This window comes from Streptomyces sp. NPDC006655 (assembly GCF_040703965.1).
Classification (GTDB): Bacteria; Actinomycetota; Actinomycetes; order Streptomycetales; family Streptomycetaceae; genus Streptomyces.
Map to the genome: position 1 here is coordinate 54,815 of NZ_JBEYJU010000029.1, position 16,663 is coordinate 71,477.

The following is a 16,663-nucleotide window of genomic DNA, read 5'->3' on the forward strand; positions in this document are numbered from 1 at the left end:
AGCCGATCGGGGGGCTACGCGCCGCCGTAGCGGGCGCGGAGCGGGGCGAGGGTCGGAGGGCGTTCCTCACCGAGGTCGAAGATCATCGTCATGGTGATGAAACGGTTCGACGATGCGGGCGTGGAGGTGTGGAGCGTCATCCAGCCGGGCCCTTCTTCGGGGTGGTTGAAGGGCCTGGTGGCGCCGTCGGGGTGGACCATGAACTCCCCGAAATCCTGGTAGATCGGTCCGGCTTCCTCGTCGGCGAGGATGCGCCGTTCGAAGTCCTTGAGGTACACGTCCGTGGGGTGCTTGGCCCGCGCGGACCAGACGTGCGGGGCGACCATCGGTGCCCACTCCGTGGCCCAGTCGCGGAGGATGTACCGGGCGTCGGGGCTCAGGAGCATCCACTCCATCGTGTTCGGGGGGACGCGGCGGCCGGGGAAGATCCGGGTGAAGTACTGGTTGTAGGCGACCAGTTCCCAGCGGTGGTTCGTGACGTAGCAGGCGTGCGGGAGGCTGTCGATGACGCGGCACCAGGACGCGGGGATCTCTTCCTCGTTGTCCGGCCGGAGCGGGCGCGGGGGGTCCTCGCGGCGGGCCATGCCCCACAGCCACGCCCACTCGTGAGCGTCGAGTTCGAAGAGTTTCCCGACGGCGGTGAGGACGTGTTCGGGGGCGTTGGCGTACCGGCCGCTCTCCAGGCGCTCGTACGTGCCGCGTCCGAATCCGAGGATCTCGTCGACCTGTGTCTGGGAGAGACCGCCGCCTGCGGGCCGCCGCCCCTGGGGGGCAACGCGGGTGATCCCGAGCTTTGCCGGGTTGAGTTCCGCTCGACGCTGTTGCAGCAGTTTGCGGAGGGCCTCCTTCAGGGCACTCTGCTCCAATTTGATCTCTCCCTGCGCGCTATTCCAGTCAGAACCATGATGGCTGATTCCGTGAGGTCATTTGCCTGCGAGATTTGCAGGACAAAGCTGTGGGTAACAGAGGGGCAGCATGGACTAGGCCAATTTTTGACCGAAGTACAGGCGCCTGACCTGCACTTTTATCACGTCAACTCGCGAGAGTCACCACTTCATCACGCTCAGACTGTTACGGAACTCCGTTTCGGAGTCGTGATGATCGCTTTGCAAAAACCGACGGAAAATCGACTCCCGGTCTGTTTTTTAAGATTTCCTTACCACTTCCCGGCCCCATAGGTGGCGCATGAAACAACGTGAACTTTCCTCGCGTTCGGCGATACCGAACAGTTCGCGCCAGCCGGGGATCCACACCCCGACTGGCGCACCGCTCCAACGCCCCGCCTACCCCGCCCCTTCCACCGCCCCCTCGGCGTGCCGGATCCCCACGAACCGCGCACCGCACGGCTCACCGCTCCCCGAGCCCTGCACCTGCGTGTGGTGGGAGTCGCGCCAGTTCGCTCCACCACCGCACGCACCACACTCCGAACGCCAGTTGGCGACCACCAGGATCGCGGTCCGCCCCGTCATGACCGGCCCCGCTGGCGCGCCATCTCGGCACGGATGTCGTCTGGGTGGCGCCGGCGTCGAGCGAGCGGCCCATCGCCTCCACCGGGATGCTCGGGTCGGTCAGACGGTCCGGGCCGTCGTGCGCGGGCACCTCGCGAGCAGCATCCTCGACAGCCTTCTGCTGGGTCATGTCCATGGGTACCTCCGGTCAGGCGAACAGTCGGGCGACAGCGTCGAAATGCGGGTCCACAGCAGCCTCCACACCGCTCTCCACGCCACTCTCCACCGGAGAAACCGGCTGGTCAGAGACGTGGAGAGGGGCTGTGGAGTTGCTGGTCTCCACAGTCGGGGGGAGGGCCTGGAGAAGGGCCTCGATCGTGGCCCGGGAGACCCCCGAGCGGCCCGACACACCACCCACTCGCAGGGTGCGGTCGACGGTGATGTGGTGGCGGTCCAACCAGGCCCTCATCTCGGGCCTCTTCAGATGGGCCAAGTCGGGGTGTCGGGTGAGGGTGCTGTGCAGCTCGGCGAGGTGGATGCCAGCACGATCCCGGGTGAGCTGGTCGAGCCAGTGGACGAGAAGCTCGTGGGGACTCATCACGAGCGCTTCTGGGGCGGCAGGTTCACGGTATGTTTTCGGCCGGTCCGCAGATTCTTCCTCGGAGGCCTCCGCGGCGGTTCTTCCAGCCCGCCAGGCGGCGATGGTCCAGGAGGTGCTGAACAGCCACAGCAGGGCCGGTACGGCGCGCACCAGCCGGTACAGCAGGTACGCGCCGAAGATGACGGCGAGCAGGCGCAGAACGCAGCCGAGGCCCGCACGCCACCCTTCCAGGTCGTCCCGACGGCCCCTGCGCACCCATGCGGCGATGCGGTTGCCGAGGCGCCGGGCAACCACGACGGACCCCGTGGAGAGCCGCGCGGCGGGGCGGGCGAGGCGGCTCACAGCAGACCACTCCCCTGGAACGCCGAGACGACGCCGTCCCCGGCCGCGTTGAGGGCGCCGGGCAGCCAGTGCAGGGCGCCGGCGACCCCGGCGGTCAGGGTCAGGGACGATCCGACGAAGAACCCGCCGACGATCCGCCGCCGGTCTGCCTTCCCTGCCTGCTTGTACGCGAGGAACACCAGGAACACCGCGATCGCGACGATGACCGCGCCGGTCGCGCCGAGTCCGACGAGTTGTCCGCTGGTCAGGTCGTTGCCGCTGTGGGTGCCGGTCGCGGCGGATCCGACGCCCTCACCTGCACCGTTGGCGACGCCCCCGGTGTGCTTGTGGGTCCAGCCGAGGATCCCGCCGGGGCAGGCCGCGGCGAGCGCAGCGGCGCCGCACCCCTTCCCGAACGGGGCGAGCATCTTCATGTCCCGGCCGCCCCTGTACCAGGGGTACAGGTTGGCGACGAGGACGAGCAGGGCGGCGAGCAGGCCGCCGAGGGTCAGGGTGGTGCCGGTCATCGGTGGACTCCGGTGATGAGGGTGATGGCGTCGAACCACTCGAAGACGCCGAAAGCGCCGATCAGGGCGGTGACGAACAGGAAGCGGGGCACGACGCGGTCGTTGCGCCGGTTGATGGCCCAGGCTGCGGTGAGGGCGACCCCGGCGATGGTGTACGCGGGGAGCACGCCGGCCTCGGTACGGGCCTGGTGGAGGGTGTGCGCCCATATCCCGACCGGGCTACGGCCGTAGGCCCAGGGGAACAGGGCGGCGAGGACGGCGATGAGCAGCCGCCAGGTGACGATCGCGTCCCACAGCCGTTCCCACAGGCGAGGCCCGCGCTCCGGCTCCGGGAGCACCATCTCGTGGACGTGGCGGACCACGAGGGGCTGCGGGTCCGGCGGGACGGGCACCGGATCCGGCACCGGAGGAACGACCGGAGGAGGCGGAGGCGCAGGAGGTGCGGGCGGAGGCGGCGCAACAGCGGTCCTCCACGGCGGGATCTCACCGCGCTGGGGCGCTCGGGCGGGCAGCGGGGCGCCGGACGGGATGATGCGGGTCGGGATGATGGGCTGATCGGTCATGGTGCTGGTCCTGTCGTGGGAGTGGCCGAGGGGGCGGGCGCCGAGCCGGGCCAGGAGGTAGCGCACGCGGCGCTCGTCGGGCCCTGGCTCACGGCTCACGGGTAGAACCCCATCCCGTCGCCGATCCGGGTCTTGGCCTCCTTGAGCCGCCGCCCGGCGGTGGCCTGGCTCACGCCGAGGAGCTGAGCCGCGGTGGTCTTGGTGAGCCGCTCCCCGGACTTGAGCCGGTGAGCCAGTTCGGTGATCTGCTGCTCGATCTCGTCGTCCGCCGAAGCGCCGGGCTCACCGGGCTCACTCGCCGTCTCAGGGCTCGGCTCAGGGCGGCTCACGAGGATCGGCTCAGCCGGGCTCAAGACGGGCTCACTTGAGACCTGCTGGTCAGCGGGCTGGGCGGGCGGCTTCACGGGGTCGGCCAGCGTGGGGCGCGGCTCACCGCTGGCGACGTGAAGCGCGGTGACGACGGTCGTCTCATAGTCGGCCGGCTCAGGCTCATCGTCGACCGGCTCAGGCTCACAGTCGCTCCAGTCGAGCGGCTCAAGCTCGGGCTCACGGCTCACGACCGGCTGAGCCGACGGCAGTTCACGGGGAGCCGAAGATGAGCCCAACGGCTCAGGCTCGATGTTGAGGACCCCGGTGACCGGAGCCAGCTCACGCCCGTACCGCGTGAGCCGCAGCGCCATGACGGCCTCCACCGGAGCCTTCCGCCTCCAACGCCGCCCGTATCGGGCACGCAGCCGAGCCCGCTCGACGATCCGCTCCTGCTCCAGCCGGATCACCTGGTCGTAGGAGCGCAGCTCCCACACCTTCATCCGCCGCCACAGCAGGAACGTGGGGATCGGGTCGAGGAACCACCGGACCAGGCGGACGGAGTCCATGTGCCGTCCGGCCGTGATGTCGGCGGTCCGGCCGATCGCGTGCCGGGCCGCCTCGACAACGACCACGAACAGGACCGGGATCACCGCGTGCATGCCGGTCCCGATCGGGTCGGGCCACGCGGTGGCCGCGTTGAACGAGATCGTGGCGATGGTCAGGAGCCACGCGGTGTGGCGGAGCATCCCGAGCGGCATGCGCAGCCACGTGAGGAGCAGGTCCAGGGCGAGGAGGACGAGGATGCCAGCGTCAATGCCGATCGGGAAGGCGAGAGCGAACCGGCCGAACCCCTTGGCCACGGCCAGTGCGCGGACGGCGGCGTAGGAGCCGACGAATCCGATGGTCGCGATCGCCGCTGCCCCAACGGCAACGGCGCTGATGATCCTGCGCTGCAAGGGGGTCAACTGGATGCGGTCGTCGGTGGGCGTCTTCACGGTGTGCTCCGGCGGCAGAAAAGGGGCCGCCCCGCGGGGGGAGGGAGCGCGGGGCGGCCGGTCTGGGGGTCAGCGGGCGGCGCGGTACCAGCCGCCTCTGCGGTCCTGCTTCCGGTCCCTGTCCTCCCAGGCCTGACCGCTGCGGGCGGCGCGGCGGGCACCGGTGGTCTTGGCGCGGAAGAAGCGGCTCGACGAGCCCGTGACGGATACTCCGGCGGCGGGATAGCTGCGCGTGCTCTGGCCGCGCTTGGAGAAGAGGCCCATCAGTTGGCCGCCGACATACGGGCGCGGGCGAACTGGTTACGGGACTGCGCGGCGGCGGCCTGGCGGCCGTTGGGGTCGCCCGGGTCGTTCCGGCGCAGGTCGCCCGCGCAGACGGCGGGGGTCGCCGGGGCGGCAAGGATCTTGTTGGGGCGCGGAGCGCGGGCACCCCGGGGGTCGGTACCGTTGGACACGGTCATTCCTCCTGTTGACGGCAGGTGGGAGTGATCAGGTCGTCCGGCGCAGCAACGCCGGACGACCCTGCCTCGGTCGGTGCGTCAACACCGGTCGAGGCTCGGGCCCCGTTTCGGTGCGTCAACACCGGGGTGGGGCCCTCTCTTGCATCTAGGTTGTACCACTCAGTTGTACAACCTAACGATGCGTCGGGGCATCGTCAAGCAAGTGGCGATTCGTGCGAGTTACTCGGCGGCCGGCGGGACGTCGCGGACGTTCGGCTGGTTGGCTCGGTCCTGCCGCCACCGCTCGATGGTGGACCGGTACCAGCTTGGGGTCTTGCCCCACATACGGTCAGGCTCCGGCAGGTCCGCCGGAGTGGCAGTACCGGCCGCGCGCCGACGTTTCGCCCGGCTGTTGTAGGTGCGCATCGTCGCGGGCTCGACACCGATGAGGGCCGCCACCTCGTCCATCTCCAGCAGCGGTTCGTCCTGATCGGCCACGTCGCGCCCTTCCCATCGTTCGAGTGAGTGGGACAACCGTAGCGTCGACGGTTCACCGAGCAGCACCGATACGAGTTCCACCACACCTCCCTCCGTGCGACGGCGGCAGCAACATGCCTGGAGAGTTGTACAACTCACTTGTACAATCACGCAAGCGCACTCGTCCTCGCAGCGCGGGGGCTGTCGGTGCCGTCCATAGCCTGGAAAGGTGACGATGACCGAGCCCTCGACTGCCGAGGAGCAGCTGGAGTACTGGCGCACCGAACTCTCCCGCGCGCTCAAAGCGAACTCGGCGCTCCCCTGGAAGAACCTCATCGACTGGGCGGAGGAGGCCGAGGAGTACGCGTCGAAGACGTGCACGGCCGGCGGCCGCGCCAGGGTCGTGAAGCAGGAGCAGCGGCTGGCCAGCATGGAGAAACTGGCGGCCGCGTGGCAGCAGGAGGCCGAACGGAACCGCACCGCTCTGGAGGTGCCGGCGGACGTGGCCGACGTCGCCGAGTTCCGGATCTGGTGCGCGCTCGACCGGCCGCTCACCGAGGAGGAAGTGCACGAGCACATCCGGATCCTCCGGAGCGTCCGGCGCCTGGCCGGCGACGGCCTCCTGATCGCGGCCAGCTCGTACACGGAGGCCAAGGCCCGCCTCACCGCGCTCCACACGCCCGTGGAACACCTGGGCAAGACCTGGTGCGCGGCGTGCTCGGTCCGGCGCTGGACGGGCCCGAAGACCGAGGAGTGGGTGGCATTCGTCCCTCACCCCTGCCCCACCCTCGACGCCGTGTCCGGCACCGGCTGGCCGCCGCCCGACCCCGGCCTCCCCGAGGGCCCGTTCGAGGAGTCCCGTGGCTACCAGGTCTGCGGTGACTGGGGCGTCGACTACGCCGAGGACGCCGAGGACGCACGGCGGCAGGTCGCGCAGGCCCTGGCCGAGTACCCGTCGTGCCGCGCCCGAGCCGAGTGGCGCATCGTCCGCACCTGGGACGACGACGCTGAGTTCACCGGGCCCTGGCAGCCCCTCGACGAGGAAGAATCCACGCGATGACCGAGCCGGTGACGATCCGCATGGTCGGTGAGCGGCGCATGCAGTGCAAGGACATCCCGGACGACGCGTTCCTCGCCGCGGTGCTGCGCACCCCGGGCTACCGCGGAACGCCGGTCGAGCCGCACAGGTGGCGGTCGCGCCAGGCGGTGCAGGCCGAGTTGGAGAAGGTAACCGGCCCGATTCCCGAGAATCTGTTCCTCGCGAAGGCGCGGCGCCTGGGCCGACGGGGGCTGCTGGGCGGCTGCACTAATTGCTCGTGCAGGGGCGACTACCACATAGCCGCCGCCTGCCGAGGGCGCGTGTACGGGTGCTGCGGAATGGAGATCCCTGACGTGCAGAACCAGCCCAGTTCGGAGACCTGACCGTGCGGTGGTGGCGATGATGCTTCGGGTGCTGGACTGGTTCCTCTTCACCCGGCTGGGCCGAGCCTGCCGGGCCGTCACCGAGGTCTCGCTAATCCTCGGACTGACCCTCCTTCTCGAACACCTCGGCCTGTACTGACGGAGGACGATCATGAGTGACGTGCTGAACGGGCCGCCGCTGCCCGCCGAGTACGCGGGGAAGGCGATCGCGTGGACGTCGTGGCGGGACCGGCCCGTGTGCGGTCGTACGGTCGTACAGTGGCCGTGCAAGGGCTGCGGGGCCACGGTCCCCTGGTGGACCGCGAACGGCGCTGCGGGCGGCGTGCAGCGGGTGTACGCGCGGTACTGCCCGGCGTGCGGGGAGCTGTGGGTGCACTGGAAGGTTCCGCCGCCGCCCGGCAAGTACGTGGGGCGCCTGGACCTGATCGAGCACAGCACGCGGCAGGAGCGCCGCGACGCGGCGATGGAACGCGCCGGCGAGCGGCTGCGGCAGGCCGTCCAGGTCGAATTGCGGCGCATGGCGCGGCGGTCTGCTGCGTGGCCCTTCGCTTCCCAGGCGGGCAGGGGCACGGGAGGACCGCGGTGACGGAACGGCAGTGGCCGACGCGTGAGGAGTGGCAGGCGAAGGCCGAGTATTCGGTGCGCACGCTGTGTACGCGGTGGGAGCGGCTCCCGCACGACGCCCGGTTCATCACCGCCGAGGAGGAGGCGGAGGCGCTGGCGTGGGCGCTGGAGGCTGCGAAGCGGTTGCGGCCGCCGCTCACCGCTGAGATCAACCGGCTTCGGGTGCTCGTCCCGGACCGGCCGGCGGCGGGCCGCGCTCGTGTCCGGTGGTGGCTCGACCTGTCGGAGGAGAAGGAGCGGGTGGCGAACGACCTTTCGGCGCTGGAGGACATCCGCCGTACCGTGGCGCGCGCCGCCCGTGAGAAGGCCTGGGACACGGTCGGTGGGCAACTCGGGCGGCTGTACCGGCACCAACGGCGCATCATGCTGGACGGCGGCCTCGACGAGCTGTGCGAGCGGCTGAACGCGCGTGCCGTGGAGGTGGCGGCACGGCGGGACGCGGAGGCGGTCCGGCTGGAGCAGAAGGCGATCGAGCGGGAGGTCGCACGACGGGCCACGGATGAGGCGTGGGAGAAGGAGTTGGAGTGGCGGGCGCGGGTGGAGCAGCCGAGGGTCACCCGAATCAGCTCAGGTTACGGAGAGTAGGTGCCCGCCCCCCAACGAATGGCACTTTCGTGACGGAGCGTAGAACAAGCGGTGGCCCCCGACCGGTCTGGCCGGGGGCCACCGTGCGCGTGCGTGGCACACTGGTCACGCACTCGGGCGTCCCGCCGCGTTGGGAGCGTGGCGGGGCCCTGTGTCAGATCGCCTGGGACACGGCCCAGCTGATGGCCGCCAGGGCCACGGCCGAGATCCCGAGGTTCCTCGCCTCTCGCCCAGCGATCTTGTGCAGCACTGCCGCGCCGATCACGGCGCCGGCGAAGACCGCGATCTGCTTGTCGCGCTTCGACATGATGTTCACCTCCTCTCCGTACTGCGCTCGATGATCTCAGCGCGGCGAGGTGAAAACCAGCAGAATCCCCAGGTTAGCCAGGGCTATTAGCCCCCAGAACCCCAGATGGTCGACGGCGTTCCAGAAGCCGTCACGCACATCGCGGAGCAGCGCGTAGGCCCGGTCGGCCACGTCACTCGTCCTCGAGACCGTGGGCTTTGTCGCATCGGACGTCGCCGCATCCGAGGTCGGGGTGTGCCTTGACGTGTCCGGCCTTCGCGCAGCGCTCGCAGTGGCCGGGGAGGCCGACCTCGGCGCGTTCCTTGCTGGCGCCGGCGAACGGGTGCGTGGGGTACGGGGCCGCGGGCCCGGCGCGGCGGGGACGGCCCTCTTGGCGCGGAGCTGTGCAGCGTTCATGTGGTCGCTCCTGAGGTGGTGGTGGTCTGGCCGCGGGCGGCGGCGAACCAGTCGTCGACGGTGGGGCGTTCGGGGAGGGCGGCGGCCGGCCTTCGGAGGAACCAGCGGACGAACGCGGCTTGCAGTTCCTCGGGGGTCATGCCGACGGCTGCTGCGGCGTGGACGAGGTCGTGGTGGTCGTCGAGGGCGGGGGCGTCGCCGAGCCAGGCGTCGAGCGGAGGTCGTTCCGGGAGCCGTGAGCCGCGCCGGCGCAGGACCCAGGCGATGTACTGCTGGACGAGTGTGCTGCGGTTGCTGCCGACAGCTGCTGCGGCGTGCTCGAAGTCGAGCCAGTCGTTGCCGATCCGTACTTTGCGCTGAAGGTCCGACGGCTTGTCCTTATCAGCGCGGGCGGCGGCGGCCCAGTCGGTGCGTTCTGGCCGTTGGGGCTCGGCTGCTCCGGGTCGGTGGAGGAACCAGGCGACGAAGGCGCGGATGTTCGCGGATCGGTCGAGTTGGCGCAGGGAGCCGGCGCGGCTCTCCGGGACGGGTGCGGCTCGGGCGGCGTGCTTGAAGTCGCGCCAGTCGTCCCAGGGGATGCGGATGAGGCGTTGCGGTGTGTGGGTGTCTTTCACCTCGGGTGTCGGTGACATGGCGGTCACCATACAGGTCTGTAGCCACATAACCAACAAGCTATGTGGTTGCATTGAACTACAGAGTATGCCTAGTATGTGGATACCGGCCGCAGCGGGCGGCCACCATGAAAGGCGTCAACCATGCAGACCAGTACGGACGTTGTCGACGACCGCCGCGACTGGGCCGTCCACGCCGTCACCGTCACCCTCGTAGCCACCAGCACCCGGGACGTCGCCGAGGAAGTGGCCGAGCAGGGTGACCACCTCACCGTCGTCTCCCGAGAGCCCGGCGGCGAGTGGCAGATCATCACCGACCCCGCGCAGCCCACCCGCTACACGTACCTCTTCGAGGGTGAGCTGCGCGCGGGCACCCTCGCCGACTACGCGAGGAACTGGAAGACCGCTCTCCCTGGCATGGGGCACATCACCCCGTACGTCCGTACCTGGGCGGGCGTACAGCTGAACGTCCACACCACCCGCCTGGGCGTCGAGAAGGGGTGGATGCGCTACCGGCTGGCCGTCGGCGCCGAGACGGTGGACGTCACGTTCGACGGCCGCGACTGACTCCCGTGGCCCGGTCACTCGACCGGACCGGACCACACACCCCTCGCCCGGCCGTCCAGCGCGGCGGTCGGGCGAGGGCCCGGCGCAACGGTCCGAAGCCGACGCCGCCCGAGCCCCGCAGCCCTCTGTGGATACGGAGGCGCTCGTCACCGCGCTGGACGCGGTACGGACGGCGCTGGCCGATATCGCCAAGAGGCTCGACCGGCCCTGATCTGCGTTTTATTGCCCCTGGTGCCGTGTGCCGGGGGCAACTGCGGTTTCTCCCCCAACCCCCTTACATGTATCCACACATATTCCTTAGTCTGTAGATACGACGGCGGGAACAGCCCGCCCCCCACCTCCCCGGAGGACCACCATGAAGGCCTACTCCTTCACCACCCGCAACGTCGTCACCGGCACCCGGAACGACGCGGGTGAGATGGTCCTCCGCACCCTCGGCGATGTCACCCTCACCCTGGAGGGCATGCTCCCCGCCGAGCTGGCCGAATGGGAGTGGGCTGCCGCCGCCCTGAACACCCGCGGCTGGGACGAGGCACAGTTCCTCCTGACCGTGCGCGGCTGGAAGGTCGTCCACCCCGAGGCGGGCGTGGTCGGCGTTCTCCTCCAGGGCGCGGGCACCCGCGTGCACGTCGAGTGGTACGACGCGGTGAACGGTGACTTCTTCTCCGCTGGCGGGGTGCGCAACCTGCGTCACGGCGCGGCGGCGATCGTCAATGCCCGCCAGCACGTGGGGCAGGGTCTCCCCGTGGACGTCGAGCCCGAGCCGTACCACACGCCGCAGCCGGTCGCCCCGGTGTGGCTGGACCGTGGCACGGTCGTCCGCTACCACGGTTCCCTCGACCAGCTGGTCGGCGGCACCTTCCGCATCGAGGAGTGCTACCGCGTCGAGGCGTGCGACCTCGACTGCGACGGGTACGCGCTGTACCGCGTCGGCGAGTACTGGCCGTGCGCCGTGCACGTCGGCCCTGGCCACGTGACCGCACTGGAGGAGGAGCCGGCGGCGGCCTGACCGGGCGTGGCCCGGCGCACCGCCGGGCCACGTAGCTGCGTGAACTCCTCCCCCAACCCCCTTACGCGTATCCACATACTTGCCTTACTCTGTAGATACACGCCGGAGCGCAGGGCCCGGCCGAGCAGGGAGAACACCCCATGTGCCGCACCATCGTTGACGTCCCGTTCATCTCGCCCGCCATGGTCCGCGCCGCGCGCGTCGCCGCCGCCCTCACCGAGCGCATGGGCGGCCCGGAGCGGTTCACCACCCTCACCATCCACATCGGCCTCTACGGGCGCGACTGGGGCTTCGGTGACGCCTCCCTCGCCTACGCGGACGGCGGCGTCCTGCGGATCTCCCCGTTCCGGGAGGTCGACCAGTGCAGCCCATTCGCCGAGGCCGCCCGCCGCCGGTTCGCGGCCGCCGAGGAGCTGCGCGCGCACCTGGCCGAACTCCCCTTCACCGGCGAGGCCCTGCCGATCCCGCTGCACGCCGCGCACTGACCCGCACGCCCCTCGCGGCTGCCCCTGCCACTCGACCGGGCAGGGGCGGCCCCCGTCCATCACACCGCATCCCCGAGAGAGGCCTCACCGTGCACCGTTCCACCTTCCTCCTGTCCCACTACGCCGGCCGGTCCTGGGAGGCCGACCAGCGCACGTCGATGGCCGACGCGCGCACCGCGCTGTGTATCGAGTCGGGCGTGGCCCTGGAGGACATCGACCCGTCCACCGGCTACGACCTCTCCCGGCGCGGGTACGACAGCGCGCGCGCATCCTGGGTCAGCGTGGTGAAGTACCACGGCCTGACCCAGGGGTACATCAGACCGGACCTGGCCAGCGCGTTCGCGTACTGGGCTCGGGTGCGGCCGGAGTTCGCCGCTGGGGATGACTGGGAGGCGGCGGCCGTCGCCGCGCACCGGGCCTACTGGGAGGGCGAGCTGGGGCGCCATTCGTGCGGCGCAGCGGGCTGTGCGGTCTGCTACCCGGTGCCGACCGAGTTGCTGGCGTAGCCGGTAGTTGGTGAGTGCCCCGCCGGTCTTCCGGCGGGGCACTTCCTTATTGACCTGGGATTTCTTGCCGATCACCCTTACCTGTATCCACATACATGCCTTAGTCTGTAGATACAGCGACGGGGACGGAACCGGCGCACCGCCCCAGGAGGCACACGATGAACAGCAACTCCCGTACCGCCCGCCGGATCATCCGCGACCGCGCGGCCGCCACCCGCCTCGCCCGCTCCGTCCGCCGGGGCCGCTCCCTCACCACCCACGCTCTCGCCGCCGGGGTCGAGCAGAAGACCGCCGAGGGCGTTGCGAACGGCCTGCGCTCCGTCGCCAAGCGCCTGGACATCAAGCCCGTGAAGGTCGCCCGCACCCACCGGGGCGCCGACCGTACCCGCGCCTCCCACCACTACACCCCCGCGCAGGTCGCCCAGCTCCGCGCCGCCTACAAGCCGCGCAAGCCGGAGTACATCGCGGCCGTCGCCCTCATGGCCCTCGCCGCCTGACACGCCCCCACCGCCGCGCTCCCGGCCACTCGACCGGGCCGGGCGCGCGGCCCCCGCACCAGACCGCACCAACCTCGGAGGACACGCCCCATGAGCACCCTGATCGACATCCACACCCAGTACGGCCGCATGCCCGACTGCGCCTGCGTGCGCGCCGCGTGCGGCGGTATCCAGTCCGGCCCGGACACCGTGTCGGCGCCGTGCCCCGTGGACCACATCAACTGGTGCGGCCGTAGCCACGTGGGCTACGACTGCCCGGCGCTGCCCGCCGACACCGACCTGTCCACGCTGTGGGTGCTGGTCCTGTCCGGCTGGTCGGCCACCGAGGGCTGGAGCACGATCTCCCCTCACCGGTTCGACCGGACGCTGATTTCCCGCCTGCGCCGTGAGGGCGTGACGTTCGACGTCGCGGAAGGGCCGGGTTGGCCGGAGGCGATCGCCGGGTGGCGGGAGCGCCTGTCGGTCCTGCGGAGAGCCTGACCCTGTTGCCTGCGCGGCCCGGCCACTCGACCGGGCCGGGCCGCGCCCGTACGACTGCACACACCTGAGAGAGGCCCCGATGGCAGCGACCCGCGATGAGCTGTTCCGTGTGGTGCGTCGGTTCGCCGACGCGTGGAAGTCCGATGACCTGAGAGAGGAGTTGGCGGGCTCCCTGTCCTGCACGGAGGTGGCGGCCCTGACCGACCTGCTGCGTGCAGGAGGGGAGCCGGAGCAGGCCAGGCAGTGGGAGTTGGCGCACGCGGAGGCGGACGTCACAGCGGGCGAGGAGTGCCAGTTCGAGGGGTGATTGGCCTCCCCGAACCCTTGCTTGTATCCACAGACTTGTTGTATCCTGTGGATACAACAACGGGAGGGAAACCCATGGAACTCGCCACACTCACCGCCCTGATGCAGGCCGGCACCGTGCACAACTTCCGAGGCACGTTCGGCGGCCGCCCCGAGGGCGCACGCGGCACCGTCATCAAGGTCGGCGCCCCCGCCGCCCCGAACACCATCCGCGTCCGCGACATCGCGGGCGGCCTCCACACGTGGGACCGCCGCACCATGAGCGTCGCCTGACGCTCCCCACCCCGCTGGGCTCCGGTCACTCGACCGGACCGGAGCCCAGCACCCGGAAGGACTGAGATGACCACCACGAACCACACGACGCCGATGATCCCGGCTCCGGCCGGCATCCCCGGGCCCGAGCACGACCACCGCTACGAGGACTTCGGCCCGCACGCGGGTGAGCGGTGCGTGACGTGCAACGCCCCGAAGCCGGACATGCAGGCTGTCGTGCAGGCGGCCGCCGAGGTACTCGCCCCCGAGCACACCCCGGCCGTCCGCAACGACTACGGCGCCTGCACCGAGGCCGGCTTCTCCGTCAACCCGGGCACCGACGGCCGCGCCCGCGTACACCACCAGCTCCCCAACCTGAACCTCTACGACCCGAACCGGCTCTCGGGCCACGCGCGGTGGGCGGTCTGCCGGGCCCGGGTCGAGACGTACGCGGCCACGCTGCGGGCGGCCGACTGGACCGTGGAGGAGAAGACGGTCACGTCCGGCGCCATCCTCCTCGCCGCCCCGCCCGCACCCATCAAGGACGCCTGACCCACTCGGCGGCCGCTGCCACTCGACCGGGCAGCGCTCATCCCAACTCACTGAGGAGCAGCACATGGCCGAACTGAACACCCCCGAGGAGATCCGCGACTTCCTGCGGCTCTGCCTCAACCCGCCCGGCCGAGGCGCCCGCACGCCAGCGCAGCTCGCGCAGATCATGCCGGACTGGGTACGCGGCCCCCTCCACGAGCACGCCCCGCACCTGGCCGCGCTGCGGGCCGAGGCCGAGCGGCTCGACGAGGCGGCGGCCCGCGCGCACCGGGCGCACGCGGCAGCGCTGGCGAAGTGGATCGAGGGCACCGAGCCCCCGAGCGCCGAGGGCGTCGCCGAGGAGCAGCACATGCCCGACATGCAGCCGAGCACCGACCGGACCGCCGAACTCGCGGCGATTCTCCGAGAAGTCCTCACCCACTTCGGTCCGATGCACGACGTGTACGGCGGGCCGGTCACGTACTACGACGGGTTCGCGGGCGTCGAGCCGAAGACGTACGAGCGCTGGCAGGCCGCCCTGGACGGGATCCCCGCCGGGCTCGACCCGGCCGAGGCCGACAACCCCACACCGCTCCGCTGGGGTCTGCACGACATCCTCTGGGGTGATGACGACAGCGTCACCCTGTGCTTGTCCGGCCCGGACGGCGAACCGTACTGGCTCGAACTCGGGCCCGAGCGGGCCGCCGTGATGCGGGACGACCTGCGCGGCCCCCACGACTGACCTCGGAACGACGGAGGCCCCCGAGCATCACCGCTCGGGGGCCTCAGCCATGCCCAGCCGTCACCGATCGGCCGGCGCGCGACCGGTGTACTGCGCCCCAGCAGCCTCCCACGACATCCACACCGCCCGCCCGTAGCCGCCCACCGGCCACCCGTACGCGCGGCCCAGGGTCTCCCACATGCCGCCCTCGCCGTACAGGCGACGGTCCAGGCCGTCCACCCACCACAAGCCGTTCTGCTCCACCGACACCGCCGACATGGCGCCCACGAGCTGCACACGGCCGCGCTCCAGGCGTTCGGTCTCCTCGGCCGTACGCGTCTCGCTGCCACGCTCGCCGCTCGGGGTCAGCAGCAGCTCGCGGAGTTCCTGGAACGCTTCGTCCGTGAGTCCGATGTCCACGGCCCACACCTGCGTGTCGAGGGACGTGAAGTCCGGCAGGTGCAGCACCACGCCCTGCCCGTCCGGACCCACGGTCACCCGGGGCACGTCGACCACCTCACCAGGCTCGCGGTCGAGGTCTTCCTCCCACGCGGCGAGCCCAGCCGGGTCGGGACGGTCGGCCTGCTGGACGAACTCCGTGCCTACATCGGTGCCGGCGCGCATCCCAACGACGAGCCAGCGGAAGACCGCGGTACGCACTTCTGCCTCGTCCCCCACGAGCACCGGACCGGCACCCACAGGAAGGGGGGCACCCTGCTCGTCGACGAGCATGAGCAACTCAGCCGTGACAACCTCTCGCGGTGACGCGGTCAGCCTCATCTTCAGCGCGCTGTCGATCCGCGCTCCCGTGTCGGCGTCGAGCAGCACGACGGATTCACCGACCTGAACACCGGGCCTGGACCACACGATGATCAAGCTGCCCTGATACTCGACAGGGCCGCCAGCCGACGGCGCCTCTCGAACCGGAGAGTTCACGCGCACGGAACCGCCATGACCTGGAGCCGCTCCGCTGGTCGTCATGACCTGCTGCTCTTCTCTCGTGACGGTGACGGGGACGTCGAGCTTGGTCACGATCGCCTCGCCGAGGCGTTGCCGGACTCCCCTCTTGATCACTTCCTGGGAGGCGGGGCTGTGGGCGCTCCAGAGGTCTGCTGATAGGGCTTCCTGCACGTTGATGGTCTGCTGATTGAGGACGACTTCGGCTCGGAGGACAACGGCGTCGAAGGGCTTCGTCGGGGTGGTCATCGGGTCTCCGTGGTGTGTCGCCAGAGGCGGAGGTTGGTGAGGGTGCGGCGGTGGTGGATGGTCCAGTCCCAAGCGAGGGCGGTGAGGAGGATGGGTACGACGATCCAGAACTTCCAGGCGTGCCGTCCGAGGTCGGTGGTGCGGTAGGCCCAGTTGGTCATGCGTTCGCCGGGGCGGATGCGAGCGATGGTGTAGCCGAGGGTCAGGGCGGTGGTGAGCGCGAGCGCGTGAATGATCATGTGGTGGTCGTTTCGGGGGTGTTGATGGCTCGGGCGATGGCGAGGGCGCGCTGTACGTGGGCGGGGAGGGTGGGGGTGTCGCAGGTGTTGGCGTACTCGGCTGCCGTGTTGAGCAGTTCGGTGAGGGGCTCGTGCAGTTCGTCGTCGAGGAGGAGGAAGGCCGGGCGACGAAAGGGGTTGTGGATGTAGAAGACGGCTTGGTGGAGTTCCTCGGCGGGGGTCTTCACTGCTGCTCCGG

The 16,663-nt window shown here is 70.4% G+C and carries 30 protein-coding genes; 15 read left to right on the forward strand and 15 right to left on the reverse strand.

The window, feature by feature from the left end:
- Positions 1-14: 14 nt before the first annotated feature.
- From AB0958_RS18845 to AB0958_RS18885, 9 genes are all read right to left on the reverse strand, one after another.
- Complete coding sequence (locus tag AB0958_RS18845; RefSeq protein WP_366891561.1) at positions 15-866, reverse strand: helix-turn-helix domain-containing protein; 852 nt, start codon at positions 864-866, stop codon at positions 15-17.
- A gap of 481 nt (positions 867-1,347) precedes the next feature.
- Complete coding sequence (locus tag AB0958_RS18850; RefSeq protein ID WP_366891562.1) at positions 1,348-1,644, reverse strand: hypothetical protein; 297 nt, start codon at positions 1,642-1,644, stop codon at positions 1,348-1,350.
- 12 nt (positions 1,645-1,656) lie between these two features.
- A complete protein-coding gene (locus tag AB0958_RS18855) occupies positions 1,657-2,391 on the reverse strand; it encodes a hypothetical protein (RefSeq protein WP_366891563.1) in 735 nt (244 codons plus the stop codon).
- Entirely contained in the window at positions 2,388-2,897 is a 510-nt protein-coding gene (locus AB0958_RS18860) for a hypothetical protein (protein ID WP_366891564.1), read from the reverse strand. The genes AB0958_RS18855 and AB0958_RS18860 overlap by 4 nt, the downstream gene beginning before the upstream one ends.
- Entirely contained in the window at positions 2,894-3,559 is a 666-nt protein-coding gene (locus AB0958_RS18865; protein ID WP_366891565.1) for a hypothetical protein, read from the reverse strand. The genes AB0958_RS18860 and AB0958_RS18865 overlap by 4 nt, the downstream gene beginning before the upstream one ends.
- Positions 3,556-4,740 (reverse strand): DUF2637 domain-containing protein, encoded by a 1,185-nt coding sequence (locus AB0958_RS18870; protein ID WP_366891630.1) that lies wholly within the window; start codon positions 4,738-4,740, stop codon positions 3,556-3,558. The genes AB0958_RS18865 and AB0958_RS18870 overlap by 4 nt, the downstream gene beginning before the upstream one ends.
- A 93-nt stretch (positions 4,741-4,833) precedes the next feature.
- Complete coding sequence (locus AB0958_RS18875) at positions 4,834-5,028, reverse strand: hypothetical protein (protein WP_366891566.1); 195 nt, start codon at positions 5,026-5,028, stop codon at positions 4,834-4,836.
- A complete protein-coding gene (locus tag AB0958_RS18880) occupies positions 5,028-5,219 on the reverse strand; it encodes a hypothetical protein (RefSeq protein ID WP_366891567.1) in 192 nt (63 codons plus the stop codon). The genes AB0958_RS18875 and AB0958_RS18880 overlap by 1 nt, the downstream gene beginning before the upstream one ends.
- Before the next feature lie 225 nt (positions 5,220-5,444).
- Complete coding sequence (locus tag AB0958_RS18885) at positions 5,445-5,702, reverse strand: hypothetical protein (RefSeq protein WP_366891568.1); 258 nt, start codon at positions 5,700-5,702, stop codon at positions 5,445-5,447.
- Between the two features lie 208 nt (positions 5,703-5,910).
- Between AB0958_RS18885 and AB0958_RS18890 the strand changes: the two genes are divergently transcribed.
- The 5 genes from AB0958_RS18890 to AB0958_RS18910 are packed head-to-tail and all read left to right on the forward strand — an operon-like array spanning position 5,911 to position 8,312.
- Positions 5,911-6,741, forward strand: coding sequence for a hypothetical protein (locus AB0958_RS18890; RefSeq protein WP_366891569.1), 831 nt, complete (start codon positions 5,911-5,913; stop codon positions 6,739-6,741).
- Positions 6,738-7,103 carry a hypothetical protein gene (locus tag AB0958_RS18895; protein ID WP_366891570.1) on the forward strand — a complete coding sequence of 122 codons (366 nt, stop codon included), beginning with the start codon at positions 6,738-6,740 and terminating at the stop codon, positions 7,101-7,103. The genes AB0958_RS18890 and AB0958_RS18895 overlap by 4 nt, the downstream gene beginning before the upstream one ends.
- A 10-nt stretch (positions 7,104-7,113) precedes the next feature.
- Positions 7,114-7,242 (forward strand): hypothetical protein, encoded by a 129-nt coding sequence (locus AB0958_RS18900; RefSeq protein WP_366891571.1) that lies wholly within the window; start codon positions 7,114-7,116, stop codon positions 7,240-7,242.
- Between the two features lie 12 nt (positions 7,243-7,254).
- Positions 7,255-7,689: a hypothetical protein gene (locus tag AB0958_RS18905; protein ID WP_366891572.1), complete on the forward strand. Its 435-nt coding sequence runs from the start codon at positions 7,255-7,257 to the stop codon at positions 7,687-7,689.
- Positions 7,686-8,312: a hypothetical protein gene (locus tag AB0958_RS18910; protein WP_366891573.1), complete on the forward strand. Its 627-nt coding sequence runs from the start codon at positions 7,686-7,688 to the stop codon at positions 8,310-8,312. The genes AB0958_RS18905 and AB0958_RS18910 overlap by 4 nt, the downstream gene beginning before the upstream one ends.
- A gap of 154 nt (positions 8,313-8,466) precedes the next feature.
- Here AB0958_RS18910 and AB0958_RS18915 read toward each other — a convergent pair whose 3' ends face one another.
- From AB0958_RS18915 to AB0958_RS18925, 3 genes are all read right to left on the reverse strand, one after another.
- The gene (locus tag AB0958_RS18915) at positions 8,467-8,619 is read right to left on the reverse strand and encodes a hypothetical protein (protein WP_366891574.1); all 153 of its coding nucleotides are present in this window, start codon (positions 8,617-8,619) and stop codon (positions 8,467-8,469) included.
- A gap of 36 nt (positions 8,620-8,655) precedes the next feature.
- Positions 8,656-8,790 carry a hypothetical protein gene (locus AB0958_RS18920; protein WP_366891575.1) on the reverse strand — a complete coding sequence of 45 codons (135 nt, stop codon included), beginning with the start codon at positions 8,788-8,790 and terminating at the stop codon, positions 8,656-8,658.
- Between the two features lie 221 nt (positions 8,791-9,011).
- Positions 9,012-9,647, reverse strand: a complete 636-nt coding sequence (locus AB0958_RS18925) for a hypothetical protein (protein ID WP_366891576.1) — start codon at positions 9,645-9,647, stop codon at positions 9,012-9,014.
- A 123-nt stretch (positions 9,648-9,770) separates the two neighbouring features.
- Between AB0958_RS18925 and AB0958_RS18930 the strand changes: the two genes are divergently transcribed.
- From AB0958_RS18930 to AB0958_RS18975, 10 genes are all read left to right on the forward strand, one after another.
- A complete protein-coding gene (locus tag AB0958_RS18930) occupies positions 9,771-10,193 on the forward strand; it encodes a hypothetical protein (protein ID WP_366891577.1) in 423 nt (140 codons plus the stop codon).
- Positions 10,194-10,548: 355 nt separating this feature from the next.
- Positions 10,549-11,202: a hypothetical protein gene (locus AB0958_RS18935; protein WP_366891578.1), complete on the forward strand. Its 654-nt coding sequence runs from the start codon at positions 10,549-10,551 to the stop codon at positions 11,200-11,202.
- Between the two features lie 140 nt (positions 11,203-11,342).
- Positions 11,343-11,687 (forward strand): hypothetical protein, encoded by a 345-nt coding sequence (locus AB0958_RS18940; RefSeq protein WP_366891579.1) that lies wholly within the window; start codon positions 11,343-11,345, stop codon positions 11,685-11,687.
- A gap of 89 nt (positions 11,688-11,776) precedes the next feature.
- Positions 11,777-12,193 carry a hypothetical protein gene (locus AB0958_RS18945; protein ID WP_366891580.1) on the forward strand — a complete coding sequence of 139 codons (417 nt, stop codon included), beginning with the start codon at positions 11,777-11,779 and terminating at the stop codon, positions 12,191-12,193.
- Between the two features lie 158 nt (positions 12,194-12,351).
- Complete coding sequence (locus AB0958_RS18950) at positions 12,352-12,690, forward strand: hypothetical protein (RefSeq protein ID WP_366891581.1); 339 nt, start codon at positions 12,352-12,354, stop codon at positions 12,688-12,690.
- Between the two features lie 90 nt (positions 12,691-12,780).
- Complete coding sequence (locus tag AB0958_RS18955; protein ID WP_366891582.1) at positions 12,781-13,170, forward strand: hypothetical protein; 390 nt, start codon at positions 12,781-12,783, stop codon at positions 13,168-13,170.
- A gap of 79 nt (positions 13,171-13,249) precedes the next feature.
- The gene (locus tag AB0958_RS18960) at positions 13,250-13,477 is read left to right on the forward strand and encodes a hypothetical protein (protein WP_366891583.1); all 228 of its coding nucleotides are present in this window, start codon (positions 13,250-13,252) and stop codon (positions 13,475-13,477) included.
- Between the two features lie 74 nt (positions 13,478-13,551).
- The gene (locus AB0958_RS18965; RefSeq protein WP_366891584.1) at positions 13,552-13,749 is read left to right on the forward strand and encodes a hypothetical protein; all 198 of its coding nucleotides are present in this window, start codon (positions 13,552-13,554) and stop codon (positions 13,747-13,749) included.
- 66 nt (positions 13,750-13,815) lie between these two features.
- A complete protein-coding gene (locus AB0958_RS18970) occupies positions 13,816-14,280 on the forward strand; it encodes a hypothetical protein (RefSeq protein ID WP_366891585.1) in 465 nt (154 codons plus the stop codon).
- Positions 14,281-14,344: 64 nt separating this feature from the next.
- Positions 14,345-15,001: a hypothetical protein gene (locus AB0958_RS18975; protein ID WP_366891586.1), complete on the forward strand. Its 657-nt coding sequence runs from the start codon at positions 14,345-14,347 to the stop codon at positions 14,999-15,001.
- A 60-nt stretch (positions 15,002-15,061) separates the two neighbouring features.
- On the opposite strand, the gene AB0958_RS18980 is transcribed toward AB0958_RS18975, so the two are convergent.
- Genes AB0958_RS18980 through AB0958_RS18990 form a run of 3 tightly spaced genes read right to left on the reverse strand, consistent with a single transcriptional unit; the run spans position 15,062 to position 16,652 of the window.
- Positions 15,062-16,186, reverse strand: coding sequence for a hypothetical protein (locus tag AB0958_RS18980; RefSeq protein WP_366891587.1), 1,125 nt, complete (start codon positions 16,184-16,186; stop codon positions 15,062-15,064).
- The gene (locus AB0958_RS18985) at positions 16,183-16,425 is read right to left on the reverse strand and encodes a hypothetical protein (protein ID WP_366891588.1); all 243 of its coding nucleotides are present in this window, start codon (positions 16,423-16,425) and stop codon (positions 16,183-16,185) included. The genes AB0958_RS18980 and AB0958_RS18985 overlap by 4 nt, the downstream gene beginning before the upstream one ends.
- Positions 16,422-16,652 (reverse strand): hypothetical protein, encoded by a 231-nt coding sequence (locus tag AB0958_RS18990; RefSeq protein WP_366891589.1) that lies wholly within the window; start codon positions 16,650-16,652, stop codon positions 16,422-16,424. Before AB0958_RS18990 ends, AB0958_RS18985 begins: the two co-directional genes overlap by 4 nt.
- Positions 16,653-16,663: the final 11 nt, after the last annotated feature.